18 protein-coding genes are annotated in these 14,415 nt (G+C 44.8%); 3 read left to right on the top strand and 15 right to left on the bottom strand.

What is annotated here, in order from left to right:
- Nucleotides 1-44: 44 nt before the first annotated feature.
- The 14 genes from hpxZ to V7L05_RS29585 all read right to left on the bottom strand — a co-directional run bounded on the left by hpxZ (nucleotide 45) and on the right by V7L05_RS29585 (nucleotide 10,978).
- On the bottom strand, nucleotides 45-431 hold the full coding sequence (gene hpxZ / locus V7L05_RS29650; protein WP_335169536.1) for an oxalurate catabolism protein HpxZ: 387 nt from the start codon (nucleotides 429-431) through the stop codon (nucleotides 45-47).
- Nucleotides 432-499: 68 nt separating this feature from the next.
- Nucleotides 500-1,753, bottom strand: coding sequence for an MFS transporter (locus V7L05_RS29645; RefSeq protein WP_335169535.1), 1,254 nt, complete (start codon nucleotides 1,751-1,753; stop codon nucleotides 500-502).
- A 27-nt stretch (nucleotides 1,754-1,780) separates the two neighbouring features.
- Entirely contained in the window at nucleotides 1,781-2,557 is a 777-nt protein-coding gene (locus V7L05_RS29640; RefSeq protein ID WP_335169533.1) for a sulfite exporter TauE/SafE family protein, read from the bottom strand.
- A 9-nt stretch (nucleotides 2,558-2,566) separates the two neighbouring features.
- Nucleotides 2,567-3,223, bottom strand: a complete 657-nt coding sequence (locus V7L05_RS29635) for an HAD family hydrolase (RefSeq protein ID WP_335169530.1) — start codon at nucleotides 3,221-3,223, stop codon at nucleotides 2,567-2,569.
- A 35-nt stretch (nucleotides 3,224-3,258) separates the two neighbouring features.
- Nucleotides 3,259-4,314, bottom strand: coding sequence for a DMT family transporter (locus V7L05_RS29630; RefSeq protein ID WP_335169529.1), 1,056 nt, complete (start codon nucleotides 4,312-4,314; stop codon nucleotides 3,259-3,261).
- A 130-nt stretch (nucleotides 4,315-4,444) separates the two neighbouring features.
- Nucleotides 4,445-5,824: an LLM class flavin-dependent oxidoreductase gene (locus tag V7L05_RS29625; RefSeq protein ID WP_335169527.1), complete on the bottom strand. Its 1,380-nt coding sequence runs from the start codon at nucleotides 5,822-5,824 to the stop codon at nucleotides 4,445-4,447.
- A 68-nt stretch (nucleotides 5,825-5,892) separates the two neighbouring features.
- A complete protein-coding gene (locus V7L05_RS29620; protein WP_335169525.1) occupies nucleotides 5,893-6,486 on the bottom strand; it encodes a glutathione S-transferase family protein in 594 nt (197 codons plus the stop codon).
- Nucleotides 6,487-6,611: 125 nt separating this feature from the next.
- Nucleotides 6,612-6,836: a hypothetical protein gene (locus V7L05_RS29615; RefSeq protein WP_335169523.1), complete on the bottom strand. Its 225-nt coding sequence runs from the start codon at nucleotides 6,834-6,836 to the stop codon at nucleotides 6,612-6,614.
- Nucleotides 6,793-6,972, bottom strand: coding sequence for a hypothetical protein (locus V7L05_RS29610; protein ID WP_335169521.1), 180 nt, complete (start codon nucleotides 6,970-6,972; stop codon nucleotides 6,793-6,795). Before V7L05_RS29610 ends, V7L05_RS29615 begins: the two co-directional genes overlap by 44 nt.
- Before the next feature lie 106 nt (nucleotides 6,973-7,078).
- Nucleotides 7,079-7,774: a hypothetical protein gene (locus V7L05_RS29605; RefSeq protein WP_335169520.1), complete on the bottom strand. Its 696-nt coding sequence runs from the start codon at nucleotides 7,772-7,774 to the stop codon at nucleotides 7,079-7,081.
- 78 nt (nucleotides 7,775-7,852) lie between these two features.
- Entirely contained in the window at nucleotides 7,853-8,767 is a 915-nt protein-coding gene (locus V7L05_RS29600; protein WP_335169518.1) for a TauD/TfdA dioxygenase family protein, read from the bottom strand.
- Between the two features lie 74 nt (nucleotides 8,768-8,841).
- Nucleotides 8,842-9,642: an SDR family oxidoreductase gene (locus V7L05_RS29595; RefSeq protein ID WP_335169516.1), complete on the bottom strand. Its 801-nt coding sequence runs from the start codon at nucleotides 9,640-9,642 to the stop codon at nucleotides 8,842-8,844.
- 25 nt (nucleotides 9,643-9,667) lie between these two features.
- On the bottom strand, nucleotides 9,668-10,015 hold the full coding sequence (locus V7L05_RS29590) for an inorganic diphosphatase (protein ID WP_335169514.1): 348 nt from the start codon (nucleotides 10,013-10,015) through the stop codon (nucleotides 9,668-9,670).
- A gap of 15 nt (nucleotides 10,016-10,030) precedes the next feature.
- Nucleotides 10,031-10,978, bottom strand: coding sequence for a zinc-binding dehydrogenase (locus tag V7L05_RS29585; RefSeq protein WP_335169513.1), 948 nt, complete (start codon nucleotides 10,976-10,978; stop codon nucleotides 10,031-10,033).
- A gap of 369 nt (nucleotides 10,979-11,347) precedes the next feature.
- On the opposite strand from V7L05_RS29585, the gene budA reads away from it, so the two are divergent.
- From budA to V7L05_RS29570, 3 genes are all read left to right on the top strand, one after another.
- A complete protein-coding gene (budA, locus tag V7L05_RS29580) occupies nucleotides 11,348-12,142 on the top strand; it encodes an acetolactate decarboxylase (protein ID WP_335169512.1) in 795 nt (264 codons plus the stop codon).
- A 23-nt stretch (nucleotides 12,143-12,165) separates the two neighbouring features.
- The gene (locus tag V7L05_RS29575) at nucleotides 12,166-12,567 is read left to right on the top strand and encodes a VOC family protein (RefSeq protein WP_335169510.1); all 402 of its coding nucleotides are present in this window, start codon (nucleotides 12,166-12,168) and stop codon (nucleotides 12,565-12,567) included.
- A gap of 78 nt (nucleotides 12,568-12,645) precedes the next feature.
- Nucleotides 12,646-12,834 (top strand): hypothetical protein, encoded by a 189-nt coding sequence (locus tag V7L05_RS29570; RefSeq protein ID WP_335169509.1) that lies wholly within the window; start codon nucleotides 12,646-12,648, stop codon nucleotides 12,832-12,834.
- 56 nt (nucleotides 12,835-12,890) lie between these two features.
- Here the strand turns inward: V7L05_RS29570 and V7L05_RS29565 are convergent, their stop codons facing one another.
- On the bottom strand, nucleotides 12,891-14,204 hold the full coding sequence (locus tag V7L05_RS29565; RefSeq protein WP_335169508.1) for a dihydroorotase: 1,314 nt from the start codon (nucleotides 14,202-14,204) through the stop codon (nucleotides 12,891-12,893).
- Nucleotides 14,205-14,415: the final 211 nt, after the last annotated feature.

The following is a 14,415-nucleotide window of genomic DNA, read 5'->3' as shown; positions in this document are numbered from 1 at the left end:
ATAGATATCTGGGGCAATTTCGGTAATGCTAGTCATATTGAAATTCACACTGGCAATAATGAAACATGGGCTGAAACCACTTTCCATCCTTCGGTAAACCTGTACCAAGTCTGGCTTTGTCGCCCAAAACGCTCTACACCATTAATATTGCGGCGAAACTCTAAAGTCACTGTTGCTGAATCTTTTCCAAAGGTCACAACCTTGAGATTCGAGATTTCTCGCTCTATTTTCGGGTTTGGTCGATTCTGACGAAAGTTACTAATTTCGTCGCCGCCATAGAGGTTTTCTGTGATCCCGAACCGCACTACTTCGGGCGCATCCCAAAACAAGATATCCATCACCTCTAAATTGTTATTACAAAGGGCTTCTTCATACTTGAGGTACAACTCAGTTACTTCAGTTACAACAGTAGGGTCATTTACGGTAGTCATTGTTATTACCAATTTTTGGTGTTATGGCTGATTATGCACTCTTTCAAATAGTCAGAGCTATTTTTCTTTTAAGATCCTTCAGTATGTAGATTCAGACGAACCAGATCACGGAAGGTGGAGATTTGCTGCATAAAGAAAATTGAGCCTGCAATACAAATACTTGCACCAAAAATGACAGTATTGCTACTACCAATTTTACTTGCTAGTGCGCCAGCTATTAAGTTGCCTATAGGTACTGCGCCTGTAGATGCCATAACGTAAAGACCGGTAATTTGTCCGCGATTTTCATCGCTCACCAACAACTGAAGTAAAGTGCGTCCGGCAATTATCTGCAAAATAAAGCCGAAACCAGCTGCAAATAATGAGAGCAGTGAAAGCCAGAACACACGGGATAGAGCAAAGACAATCAAGCTTACTCCCATAAAACATATACCCAATGCTAGAACTTTACCCGATTCCAGGACATTGCTATGCTTAGTTAAATAGATACCACCTGCTAAGGTTCCCAAACTGGAAGCTGTCATCAAGAAGCCGAAGGTGTTAGGGCCACCCTGCAAAATATCTTTGGCAAAAATCGGCCCCAAAGCTAAATAAAATCCCCACACGCAGCAGACTAAAGCTGAACCAATCAAGACTGATCGAATTGGCAAAAACCCAAAGGCATAGTTAAAACTAGCTTTCAATTCTTCTAAAGGTTTCCGCGTGGAAATGACGGCTTTTCTGGGGGCAAGCCGCATCGCCAAGAGGGCAAAAATTACCGCGATATAACTGATAGTATCAATCAGAAAACAAGCGCCCGAACCAATGGCCGCAATTAATAGGCCCGCGATCGCAGGTCCAAGCATTACCGAAACGCTCACAAGGGAGGAGTACAAGGCGATCGCATTGCCGAGATTTTCCTTGCTGACCGTTTCTGGTAAAAATGCCTGTCGGGTCGGAATATCGAAGGCGTTGATTATCCCTTGCAACCCACCAAGAAGTGCAATCTGCCAGACATTAATAGTACCGCTCAGAGCCAGCCATGTCAGAGCCAAAGACTGAAGCATCCCTAGAATTTGGGCGACAGTCAGGATGCGATGGCGGTTGGAGCGATCGGCGACGATTCCACCCAGAGGAATCAACACAAGCGTGGGAATTTGGCTGGCAAAACCCACCAGACCTAACAACCAGGCGGAATCGGTGAGGCGATACACCAGCCAACTTGTAGCCACTTGAGTCATTGACGTACCAATCAAAGAAATTCCCTGACCCATGTAGTACAGGCGAAAATTTCTCGAACCAAAAGCACGAAGCATGACTTGTGATTTTTTTGATGCTTCCATATATCACCCCTGAGTAGTTCCCAGTTTTTAACCGTGAATAAAAAAGTAGGCAGTCATACTGAAGGCAACAATCATCACAAATTTCCGAATTAAGTGCGGTTCAAGTTTACGAGCATAATGAGCGCTTAAGTAACCACCAAGAGAGCCACCTACTGCCATCAAAATAGCTTGATGCCAAGCAATTACACCTGCAAAAATAAATGGAACGATCGCAATACCATTGATACAACTCCCTAAAAATGTCTTAAAAGCATTCATTTTGTGAATACTTTTGATTCCTAAAAATGTCAGAGTTGCCAGCATTAAAATTCCTAAACCTGCGCCGAAGAAACCGCCATAGATTGCGATCGCTAGTTGAGCCAGTACCAAATTAAATAGTGGTACAGACTCAGGTGATGTATTCTGACTTTGACGCTGCAACCATTTTTTGAAAGGTTCGCCAAAGGTAAATACAACTGTTGCTAGCAGCAGCAGATAGGGAATCAGCTTTTTAAATACATCTGGCGATGTATACAACAAAGCTATGGAGCCAATCATGCCACCAAATAAACTGACACCACATAGAACTAAAAAATCTCGTCGCTCGATGCCTAAATCTTGACGATATGCTCCAGCACTGGCGAGAGCTGCCACCCAAATTGCAGTATTATTGGTGGCATTAGCCGCGATCGGCGGTACACCCGTAAAGATGAGAGTTGGAAACGTGATAAAGCTTCCACCACCCGCCACAGCGTTTAAACCGCCTGCAATGAAAGCGGTACTAAACAGAAGTAAACTATGGAAAAGTGTTAATGATGGCGGCATTATTTTGAATTACGAATTACCAATTATAAGTCCGGGAATATCACTTGGAGAATGAGCAATCAAGTCAGCACCATGAGCTTTTAATTCCTCCTCAGTTCCATAGCCATAGGTGACACCAATTGAGGCGATTTGATGGCGCTTGGCTCCAATGATGTCATGTGAGCGATCGCCTACCATCACTACAGTGGAGGGTAAAAGTTTTTCTGTTAATAAAATATGGTGAATTAAGTCGCCTTTGATGCTTCTACTTCCGTCAAGTTCACTACCATAAACACCATCAAAAAGCAATGATAAACCAAAATATTCAATAATCTGCGTAGCATAAATGTATGGTTTAGAAGTCGCAACAAAAGTTTTATAACCAGCAAAACTAATGGCTTTTAGGACTTCTGGAATCTGGGGATAAAGGGAGTTTTCAAATAATCCAATGGTGGCAAAGCGACGACGATACAGTGAAATAGCCTGTTCAATTACTGTGTTATCTAAGGTCTTGAGTAACTGTGAAAAGCTGTCTTTTAGTGGTGGGCCAATACACCAATGTAATTCATCAGCATCCGGTGGTTTGTAACCGAGTTCAGATAGAGCATATTGAATGCAGCGAGTGATCCCAAGTTTAGGATCTGTCAAAGTCCCGTCTAAATCAAAAAGGACAGCCGAGTAAGGCATATCTTACTATTAATTCGTAATTAAGACAGTCAATTTTAACTCCTAATTTTGAACGATTTAACAAAGCCTTCGGCACTAAGTAACGCGATCCCCAGTGTGACAACACCAATCCCGACGCTCTGAATCACGTTTAAAGTTTCGCTAATGGTTATCCATGCAACTAGCGCCGTCAATGCTGGACTACTAGAACCGATTATAGAAGCGGTAGATGCACCAACCATCCGAATCCCCACATTGTTTAGAGTGTGTCCGATAAAGCTGACAAGACCCGAAAATATGCTGCCAATCCATAGGGGTGTCCAGTCAAGTTGGGCGATCGCAGCTGGCCAAAACAGTAAGCTAATACCAGAAAGCAGTAAAGTGGAGGTAAAACTGATCCAGGTAAAGGGAACTGGATGGAATTTTTCTAAACATTTTTGAGCAATGATGCAATAAAAGGCGTAAACGATCCCAGCGCCAAAACTAGCGAAAATACCGATCGCAATGGTATGACTGCTGTAGGTGGCAGAAGATTGAGGAATGGTGAGAGCGCTTCCTACTAGGATAATACCCATCACCAGCCAACGGAACAATGTGGGGCGATCGCCAAAAAACCTCCATGACAACAGTGCTGTAAATACGGGATAGGTGAAGAAGAGTGTCAAGGCAATACCTGTGGGAATCAAGCCAATATCAATGTAGAGTGAGGCAATATACACAAACATCAGTACCCCACAGCCAAGAGCTTGAATCAGAATATCCCTGCGTTCACGATTGAATAAGTCTTTTAATTCTTTTCCAGCAGATGGATATAGCTTGAATGATAGAGATGCCATGAGTGGAACCACTAGCAGCATTCGCATGAACATCAGCAAGAAGGAATTCTGCAAATCCGGTTTAACGTATCCACCGAGTAAAAATAAACCTAGTACGAGATGTTCTGAAAACAAAACTCGGACAGTAACATTGTGAAACGTCAAAACAAAGGAGGATAGAAGAACCGTCAAGATGCCCAACACGATAAAAAGTTTCCTTAGAGACGACTTGATTGTAAGCTGAAAAACATCTAATTTGCATAACCGAATTAAACATAACTCTTGTGGGGTGGGCATCTTGCCCGCCCTAATTATGCAAGTTGAATGTGGAACAACTTATAACTGAAACCACTGGATTAACAAACCAGATAAAGTTTGAGGAAATCAAAGCCGTCCTTCAAAAACACTGCTAGTTGTTCAATCAAAACTATGCCAAGGAACCGACGCCCACAGGTTCAGGAGCAGTCTTTGCGTTGAACTGGTTCACCGGACGGGGCAAACCAAGATTTTCGCGTAAAGTACTGCCTTCATACTCAGTACGAAATATTCCTCGGCGTTGCAGTTCGGGAATTACCAAGTCCACGAATTCATCTAAACCTCCAGGCAACCACGGCGGCATGATGTTGAATCCATCAGCCCCACCATTGACGAACCAATCTTCTAACTGATCGGCAATGTGTTCTGGTGTTCCGAGAATCGTTCGATGTCCCCGCGCTCCTGCAATCCACAAATACAGTTGCCGGATTGTTAAATTCTCTCTGCGGGCCAGATCGGTGATCAGCTGCAAGCGGCTTTTGCCACCGTTGGTATCTGGCAGATCCGGCAATGGCCCATCTAGGGGATATTTAGACAAATCATGGCCACCCACTAGCCCAGAGAGCAGCCCTAATCCTACCAGGGGATGAATCAACTCCTGAAGTTGTTCATATTTATCCTTAGCTTCCTGCTCAGTCTTACCAATTACCGGAAATACCCCTGGCATAATCTTGAGATGATCAGGGGAACGTCCGTATTTAGCCAATCTCCCCTTGACGTTGGCATAGAACGCTTGAGCTTCTGCCAGTGTTTGTTGAGCGGTGAAGATCGCCTCTGCTGTTTGGGCAGCCAAATCCTGGCCAGCCTCAGAAGATCCAGCTTGTACGATTACTGGATACCCCTGCGGTGGACGCGCCACATTCAGCGGCCCGCGCACTGAGAAATATTTACCCTTGTGGTGGGGAATATGCAACTTTTCTGCATCAAAGTAAATACCTGACTCTTTATTGTGAAGGAAAGCATCGTCTTCCCAACTGTCCCAAAGTTTGGTGACAACATCCACAAATTCCCTCGCCCGTTCATAGCGCAGCGAGTGTTCTAGGTGGTTTTCTTGGCTGAAATTCTGCGCTGCGGCTTCAGCAGCAGAGGTTACAAGATTCCATCCAGCCCGACCACCGCTTAAATAATCCAGTGACGCAAACTTGCGAGCGAGATGAAAAGGTTCATCATAGGTCGTTGATGATGTCGCCACCAATCCGATCTTTTCTGTCACCGCAGACAGAGCCGACAATAAGGTTAAAGGTTCAAAGTGGACACTGAATTGTCCCGAACGGCTAAAAGCCTCAGCCCCTTGCCCTCTATCCCAGACGGCTAAACCATCTGCGAGAAAAAGCATATCAAATTTTCCCCGTTCAGCCGTTTGTGCCAGCTGCTTGTAATGTTGGAAGTTTAGACCTCCATCAGCCGGGGTGTTGGGATGTCGCCATGCTGCGACGTGATGACCACTACCGGGTAAGAATGCTCCGAGTTTAAGTTGTTTTTTTGTACTCATGTTTTTATTTGCGAGGGCGTACTTATGCTTTTTTCGTTCTCTTGTTTGCAACAAGAAAGTGTTAGTTATTAGGATTCTGGTATTGTTACTTGCATGGAGGGTCGTTTAGAGAATTCATCGTACCAATGGGCAAGTTTTGGATATTTCTGCCGCCATTGCAGATCAGGAAAACGGATTTCTAGTCCAAGTGCAGAGGCGAGAGTTATATGAGCAAGTTTCGGAGTTTGGTCGAGTTTATCTGATATCTTCTCGAAGTAGTCCAAAATTCTCAACGCCCGCGATCGCTCAAACTCGATCACCCCAAAAGACTGCTCACTCAGGGGACGCCTTAACTCTCGTACCCAGACAGCAATGCCATCTATGAACCCGCCAGTTATACCTTCAAGTTGCTGTAAAAAGCCATTAGAAATGTCAGCAACAAGTTTGATCTCAGGATTTAAGTGATTCAGATAGGCGCATATTATACGTGTTTCACTCAAAATAAATCCATCATCAGTCGCTAGGGTTGGTACTTTACCTGTAGGGTTGTAATTCAGTAGGTCGCTGTTCGGATCTCGTGCAATGACTTTTTGGGTTTCGATCTGATTGCTGAGATTCAGTTCTAGTGTTGCTATCCGTGCAATGCGTGCATAGGGCGAGTTAGGTGTATAGAAGAGTTTCATAAAAAGCGCGATCGTCATTAGATACTGGGTTCAAATGTCTATCGTTTTAACATTTGAAAAAATCTGGTCAATAAATTAGGAAATGTCTGAAAGATATTTTTGTGGCATCTACTTTGAGTCTCGATCTAAGCTGAATCAGCATCACTCCATTGGCTCAACTTGGTTAGTAGATCGTTTCGGCGCTCCGGTGATGTAAACGCTACTTTGATGGCATTACGGATAACAGCAAGCAATTCGGCTGCGGAAAAACCGAGGGCATGGGCTACTGTATACTCTCGCCCAATCGTGGTACAGATTTGGACAGGATCATCTGTACAGAGAGCGATCGCAATGCCGCAATGCCATTGCATCGGCTGAGAATGCTATTGCATCGGCTAACAATGCCATTGCATCGGCTGACAATGCTATTGCATCGACTGACAATGCTATTGCATCGACTAACAATGCTATTGCATCGACTGACAATGCCATTGCATCGGCTGACAATGCTATTGCATCGGCTTGTAAAAATCAACCTACCCTACGTTACCTAGTAGCAACTCTAAAAGACTTGTGTATACACGGTAGCGTAGAGAAGCGGGACGTAAGCCCATTACGAATTAGGATGATTTGCTCTGAAGAAGAGAATCGGTTCTGCCAAATTATTGTTTTTCAATAAAGCATCGGCATACTGCATAGGATTAGATTCCGCAAAGTAGATTTGTTCTGCGGCATGGTATCGCTGACGATATAGACGAACTGCGTTTTCCCAAGACCCAAGCCGTGCTGCATCCCTGTCTACCCCACGCTGCTCGGCGACATCAAAATCTGTATCTATATAGATACGATAGTCAAAGTAAGAGACAATCTCTGGTCGTAGCAGAAAACTGGCAGCAAAAAGAAAAATATCTCCAGGATTGGCTTTATTAAGTGCCTCTTCCACAGGAGCATCTGTTTCCAAGTCGAACCCATGTGCCTGGTAGATTAAATTACCCCCAAACCCCAGTGGTTCAAGCACAAGCTTTTTGAGGAGCGGATAGTTGTAGGCATCAAAATAGTAGCCTTCAGCCGACTCACGACCTCGGCGATGGCGCAGGTGACGTGGGTTATGGAAATCATCCACTGCAATGTGAACATAACTTCTTCCCCGTCTGGTTAATATCTGCGCTAGCTCCTGTGCCAATGTGGATTTGCCACTAGCAGTAATGCCTGTCACCGCTACTTGCAGAACACGAGAAGGCAGAGCCTCAGCACGCTCGATTAAAGTATCCGCTATTGTTTCCAAAACAGTAGCGCGTGTATCACCCATGCATCGCTCCTCTGCCCATGAAACTTCTACTTCATAGAGATTGTCTAGCTGGTATTTTATTTTTAACGCGAGTCCCTATTACGCAGTCACGGCCTCACGTCGGTTGTACTCAGAAGCGTCTCCTTTGATAGCCTGACTTTGTTTACCATCGATGCCCACTGGGAGGTCGCCGACAATTGTGACTCGTTGAACGTGGCGGGGCTGGTCGCCGTAATCTGCGATCGCATAATGTTGAGTCGCCCGGTTATCCCAAAAGGCGACGTCACCAACTTGCCAACGCCACCGGACTGTGTTCTCAGGACGTGTTACATATGCTTGCAACAGTCGGAGAATGTCATCTGATTCAGTTGTTGATAAGCCACGGAACTGGCGCACAAATCCGCCGATGAATAGCCCATGTTCACCGGATTCGGGATGGATGCGTACAACTGGGTGCAGAGTCTCGTATACGGTCGAGGTGAAGACAGCCCGGTAAGCTTTGACATCTTCAGGTAGGTCAAATCCAGTTGCATAGTCGTATTTGTTGCTGTGTACTGCCCAAAGTTGGTCTGCGAGATTACGCAGATGGGTAGGTAAATCTTGGTAGGCAGTCACAGAGTTTGCCCAGATTGTATCGCCTCCGGTTGGGGGAATGTCAAGCGCTCGCAAGATAGAACCGAGAGGAGGACGGTCTACAAATGTCACATCGGTATGCCAGCTATTGGCGCGGGAAGTGGTGCGACCATAATTCAGGTCTAAGACTTCTGGGTTTTCTGGAAGCGCTGGTACGGTGGGGTGGGCTGTAGTGACTTCACCAAAACGACGAGCGAAAGCGACTTGTCCATCAGCATCGAGCTGTTGCTGACCACGGAAAAAGATCACTTTGTATTTGACTAGAGTTTTGCGAATATCGCTGATGATGTCATCGCTGAGGTTAGAACTCAGATTAACACCAATGATTTCAGCACCGATACGTCCTGCAACTGGTTTGATGTCAAAGTGTTGAGAACCCATGTTTTTATCTCCAAGAAGTTTATGTTTTGACAAAAGTAGAGACGCGATGAATCGCGTCTGATTCATCGCGTCTGCTAAACACCAGGGGTAGATCCGCCATCAACGATAATCTCTGTTCCTGTAATCGATGCAGCTAGATCAGACACCAAAAATAATGCCAGCGCGGCAATTTCTTCTGGCTGGGCGATTCTTTTTAAAGGAATACTTTGAATGCTTTGTGCCTTCACTTGCTCAACAGTGATCCCTTGCGCTTGGGCGTTCTGCTGGGCTAAACGTTCAGCACGCCCAGTAGCTGTAGCACCGGGCGATATGGCATTAATGCGAATCTTGTACTCGGCTAACTCTTTAGAAATGCCCTTTGTGAAGTTGAGCAGAGCCGCATTGCTTGTGCCACCAGCTAGGAAGTTAGGACGAGGTGTGCGTCCTGCACCGCCGACTATATTCACAATCCGGCCATCACCGCGACTTTTTTGATGGGGGACGACGGCTCTAACTAGGCGGATATAGCCCAATAATTTTAAGTTCCAAGCATCCAAAAATAAATCATCAGTGGATTCTAGGAAAGACCCAGCACGGGCTGAACCTGCATTATTAATCAAGATATCAATCTGATTAAACTGGGCCAATGTTGTGGAGACAACTTTTTCAACATCCTCTGCTTTTGTTAAATCGGCGCTGATGGCAATCACTTTCGCGCCTGGAGTGGGTAGGGATTGGATGTCAGCTACTGCCTGATCTAAGCGTTCTTGATTGCGGGCTGCGATCGCAACACTCACACCCTCACTATAGAGGGCTTTGGCGGTGGCTAAACCAATTCCCGCACTTCCTCCTGTAACGATCGCTGTTTTACCTGATAATTTTAGTTCTAAGCTCATACAAAGTTCCCCTCAAAAATTTAATTTACTTGCGAACCAATAACATTGCTGATTGAGAGCCTGTATTGTGGATATCGAAAATGGTTCGACTTTCCCCTGATGTACAACCCAGAAGTATCTTGATTTCTGTATCTCGCTTTTCCAAATCAACACTACAAATGACGGCAGTTACTGTTTGACTAGACAAGCTACCTATCCAAACATCAATATCATCTCCATCTCCAGAGCTAGTGTTTTCCAAGTATCCATAGTCCAGTGGATAAACGAAGTATGGATAACGTGGATGTGATGTCCCTTTTGGACGATCTATCTTGAGATTACTAGCGGCTACAAGTTGATCTAGTTTGAACCAGAAGTCAGTACTATTCCCCATGCCATCAGCTAATACTCAATTGGAAATGTGTAACACAGCCTTACCAGGAAAACGCCTATCGAGTAATTGTTGAGCTACGTCAGCTATTTGTGTCCAAGAAGCTTCTAAATCAATGTGAGGACGCAACTTACCTGCTTCTACTAGACTCAAAAGCCGTTTTAGACCGACTGCGGCTGATTCAAATCTCAGTTCATCGAACAGACGTAAACCATACAAACTGACGCTACCAGTCCCAAAAAATTGAGCGGCGTTGAATGTTACTTCTGCTCCCCCAGATACTCCATACAGCACAGTTTTTCCATCCTGTGCCAATAAGCTAAGGGCTACCCCCAAAGTCTTGCCACCCACTGATTCTATAATTAGATCATAGGGACCATATTCGCTGGCGGGTGAGAGGTCTTCGCCAATCACTACCGATTGTGCCCCTGCTTCTCTAACTAGAGTCTCATAGCCAGCTTGACGAATGTATCCTACGACTTGCGCCCCTGACAGTTGCGCCAATTGGATAGCAAAGTAACCAACACCTCCTGATGCACCTGTAACTAGAACTGGACGACCTAACAGCGAACCGCCTTTTAGCACTGCATGATACGCGGTTAAACCTGCTACAGGCAGTGTGGCAGCTTGAGCAAAGGATACCGATGGCGGCACTTCTGCTAAGGCGTTGGTGGGAACAGATACCAGTTCTGCCCAAGCACCGGCGCGGCGCAAGCCAACTACACGCGTCCCTTGAGCAGGCCCTGAACCATCGGCAGCCGGGGTTTCCACTACACCTGCCAAGTCCCAACCAGGCTGCCAACCAGCCTCAGCAGAAGTTGAACGTTTTACCTCTCCCCGATTGAGAGAAATCGCGGCCACTCTGACTAGTGCCTCATCTGGGGCAGGTGTTGGTGCAGTCACTTCACTCAGTGCCAAACGTCCAACCACATTCGGATCAACAATCACAGCACGTATTTTACTCATAGAGAATGCCCTGGCTTAGAGATGAATTTCTAGATCGGTGGTTCACGATGTACTGCCTACAATAATAAAGTCGATAGATTTCGCTAGTCCTTCTTTACCCCAAATCCCTACAACTAGGTTAATGATATTTAACAATCTACTGTAACTCGATAGACTTATAGTAATTTTAGGGCGTAGAAAGAAAACTATCACAATACAGACAAAAGAATCAAGCACCCCGCGAAAAGATTTGTTTCATCAATGCTTGCATTTATTGCTACGTAGTAAGCTAGTCGCTGTCAACCTCCTACTTTAGGAGAAGCCGCCTTCCAGCAGTCTAGGAATTTTCCTACGTAGTACACGAGCATTGAAAAGTAATAATTTTATCTTATGAAACTTAAGCGTTATTTATGGATAACTATTTTAACCATAACTGTATTATTAGGTATCATTCTTCCAGGGAGAACTCAGCAACATACCTCATCAAGTACCCTATTTCAAACATCTACAATTAGTGCTTTGTCAATAGGTATTTATGAGGGAAATACTAATTTTAAAGAATTAAAAAAATACGGTAATTTTGGTTTGGGAACAGTCAATTACCTGGATGGAGAAATAATTGGATTAGATGGCAAGTTTTATCAGGTAAAATCTGATGGAGTTGCCTCTGTTATTCCTGATTCGATGACAAGCCCTTTTGCTACAGTCACCTTTTTTAAACCACAAACATTAATTAATCTAGAAGGGCAGATTAATTATCAACAATTGCAGCAATCGTTAGATCAGCGCTTACCGACTAAAAATTATCCTTATGCTATTCGTATTCAAGGTAATTTTCCTTATCTCAAATTTAGAAGTGTTCCCAAACAAACCCCACCCTATCGTCCTTTAGCAGATGTAGTCAAAGAACAATCAATTTTTGAGTTAAGGAATGTCAATGGTACTTTAGTAGGTTTTCGGACACCCAAATATATGAAAGGAGTAAATTATAATGGCTATCACTTTCATTTTATAACTGCAAATCGTCAAACTGGAGGACATATTTTAGATGGACAATTCCAAAATGCTAAAATAGAACTTGATACTTTATCAAAAGTTGAGATAAATTTGCCCAAAACTGCTGAATTTGACCAAGCTGATTTGGAAGATAGCAAACCTACTGAAGTCAACAGAGTTAAACGGTAACTAAATATTTTTGGATTAAAGCTATGTCACTACCAGAAACTATTGCAAAAGAAAAAGATGCCCGTCCCCCTGTGGCGATTGGTCATGTGAGATTATATGTGAGTAATATACCAGAGGCTAGCGATTTTTTTGTCAAGATAGGGCTGCGGCCGATCGCTCAATCAGAACAATTAGCTGTTTTAGAATTACGGGGAGGAACGCACTTAGTTTTGAGAACAAGTTCAGAGGCGATCGCGCCTGGAATCAATGCGCCTTTTGATCTGATGGTAGATGATGTTTCTGCCACCAGAGATACTTTTAAGAAGTGGGGACTGACTGTTTCTGAGATCGAACCAGGGAGAATCCACAGTTCATTTACTTTGACTGGGCCAGACGGCTATCTATTAACGTTAACTTCCTCACATACAGGTGGTAGAGAAGTTTAACAAAAAAGAAGTATCCTGGCGATTAGAAATCGCACGCTAGGTGCTTCAAGTCGGGCATTTCCCGCCCAACACACTGGCTTGGCTATACAGACAAAACGTGCCTTTGCAGGTTATGAAACTCTTGATTTTTTATTAGCAGCCGTGGGTTTAAGTCCCCCGCATGAGGTCTGTCTTGCAAAGTTGCTCCTCTACAGCGCTTCGCGCATCCTGCGGCGGGGGAGACCCCAAGACCGCAATGCAGCGCTAAATCCCCGTTACAAAACTTAATTACGTTCGCGTAGCGTGCCGGAGGCTCTATTACGAATTACGAATTACGAATTATTTCAACACCAGATTTGCACAACACGACCTTTCAGCTGTTGTCCAAACCAGGGTGTATTTTGTGAAAGTGTATAAAGACTTTTGCGTTCGACTTTCCAGGTTTGCTGGGGATCAAACAAAGTAAGTTCTGCTGGTTGATCAGGTGCGATCGCACTTACTTTTTGCCCCAAACACTCGGCTGGACTGCTACTCAATGCCCGCCATAATTCTAAAGCTGTAAATTCTCCAGTTTCTACGAGATATTGCCACAGTAAAGGTAATGCTAACTCTAAACCAATTGCTCCGGCTGGTGCTTCGGCAAAAGCTTGGACTTTTTCTTCGTAGCTGTAGGGTGTGTGGTCAATAGCGATCGCATCGATCACACCCGCACGCACCCCAGCACGCAAGGCCGCCACATCATGCAGATTACCTAAAGGCGGGTCTAAATGCAAGCTGGTGTGATAACTCTTAACTGCTTTTGTATCCAGTAAAAGGTGCATCCAGGTGGTGCTGGCGGTGATGGGTAAACCAGCAGCCTTGGCTGAAGCGATTAATTCCACGCTGCGAGATGTGGAAACACGCATGATATGGACTGGCGTGCCTATGGTTGCTACCAATTCAAGCATTGCTGCGATCGCAGTAGTTTCCGCGCTGGCGGGGATTGGGGGTAAACCAAAACGCAGAGCATCTGACCCTTCTCTCATTACACCATTTGCTGTTAATTGGCGATCGCTAGGCCAAAAAGCTACTGGTTTACCCAACGGCTGGAGATATTCTAACACTCCCCGTACCAGCGCCAAATTTTCTAAAGGCTTACCATCCGTAAAACCAACAACGCCAGCCGACGCTAAATCTGCCAATTCCGTCATTTGTTTCCCAGCAACATCTAAGGTGATAGCACCCCAGAGATAAAGCAGAGGCAGAGGAGAAGCAGGGGGAGCCAAATTAATTTTCTCCTTCTCCCTTATCTCCCTCATCCTCCTCATCTCCCCACCTCTCTTCTGCTGCAACTGTGCCACAAGCGCAGGATTATCAATAGCTGGGGATGTATCGGGTAAAATGTTAATTCTGGTAAAGCCGCCAGCAGCAGCAGCTTGTAAAAGAGACAAGAGAGTTTCCCGTTCTTCAAAGCCAGGTTCACCAGAGTGGCTGTACAAATCTATTAACCCACTACCGAGAATTAATCCTTGACAATCTCTGATTTTAGTATCGGAACCGATATCAGAAATGCGCGAAGCTACTGCTTGGATATAACCATCAGCAATCAGCACATCAAAAAGTCCGTCGATTTCAGAAACTGGGTCAATCACCCGTACTTGTTGCAGCAGTTCAGTCATAAAAGTTTTTAATTATGAGTTAGGGGTTAGGAGTTATGAGTTATGAGTTATTTGCATAGAATACAGACCACTCGTAGAGGCACAGAAAAAGCTCATGCGTGTCAACTTCAGCCCTGGCGAATAGAATTCGCGGCTACACAAACAAAGTCCACCTCCGTGGACTAATACAAAATCAAGGATTCTTAACCCACTAAGGTGGGTTTTACCTGTG

It is taken from the genome of Nostoc sp., assembly GCF_036917755.1.
Lineage (GTDB): Bacteria > Cyanobacteriota > Cyanobacteriia > Cyanobacteriales > Nostocaceae > Nostoc.
Note: the sequence above shows the minus strand (reverse complement) of the source record. Positions and strands in the feature narration are given on the sequence as shown.

Excerpts from the sequence above, each read along its gene's own strand:
- hpxZ (WP_335169536.1), bottom strand. The coding sequence starts at position 431 with ATGACTACCGTAAATGACCCTACTGTTGTAACTGAAGTAACTGAGTTG.
- V7L05_RS29645 (WP_335169535.1), bottom strand. The coding sequence starts at position 1,753 with ATGGAAGCATCAAAAAAATCACAAGTCATGCTTCGTGCTTTTGGTTCG.
- V7L05_RS29640 (WP_335169533.1), bottom strand. The coding sequence starts at position 2,557 with ATGCCGCCATCATTAACACTTTTCCATAGTTTACTTCTGTTTAGTACC.
- V7L05_RS29635 (WP_335169530.1), bottom strand. The coding sequence starts at position 3,223 with ATGCCTTACTCGGCTGTCCTTTTTGATTTAGACGGGACTTTGACAGAT.
- V7L05_RS29630 (WP_335169529.1), bottom strand. The coding sequence starts at position 4,314 with ATGCCCACCCCACAAGAGTTATGTTTAATTCGGTTATGCAAATTAGAT.
- V7L05_RS29625 (WP_335169527.1), bottom strand. The coding sequence starts at position 5,824 with ATGAGTACAAAAAAACAACTTAAACTCGGAGCATTCTTACCCGGTAGT.
- V7L05_RS29620 (WP_335169525.1), bottom strand. The coding sequence starts at position 6,486 with ATGAAACTCTTCTATACACCTAACTCGCCCTATGCACGCATTGCACGG.
- V7L05_RS29615 (WP_335169523.1), bottom strand. The coding sequence starts at position 6,836 with ATGCAATGGCATTGCGGCATTGCGATCGCTCTCTGTACAGATGATCCT.
- V7L05_RS29605 (WP_335169520.1), bottom strand. The coding sequence starts at position 7,774 with ATGGGTGATACACGCGCTACTGTTTTGGAAACAATAGCGGATACTTTA.
- V7L05_RS29600 (WP_335169518.1), bottom strand. The coding sequence starts at position 8,767 with ATGGGTTCTCAACACTTTGACATCAAACCAGTTGCAGGACGTATCGGT.
- V7L05_RS29595 (WP_335169516.1), bottom strand. The coding sequence starts at position 9,642 with ATGAGCTTAGAACTAAAATTATCAGGTAAAACAGCGATCGTTACAGGA.
- V7L05_RS29590 (WP_335169514.1), bottom strand. The coding sequence starts at position 10,015 with ATGGGGAATAGTACTGACTTCTGGTTCAAACTAGATCAACTTGTAGCC.
- V7L05_RS29585 (WP_335169513.1), bottom strand. The coding sequence starts at position 10,978 with ATGAGTAAAATACGTGCTGTGATTGTTGATCCGAATGTGGTTGGACGT.
- budA (WP_335169512.1), top strand. The coding sequence starts at position 11,348 with ATGAAACTTAAGCGTTATTTATGGATAACTATTTTAACCATAACTGTA.
- V7L05_RS29575 (WP_335169510.1), top strand. The coding sequence starts at position 12,166 with ATGTCACTACCAGAAACTATTGCAAAAGAAAAAGATGCCCGTCCCCCT.
- V7L05_RS29565 (WP_335169508.1), bottom strand. The coding sequence starts at position 14,204 with ATGACTGAACTGCTGCAACAAGTACGGGTGATTGACCCAGTTTCTGAA.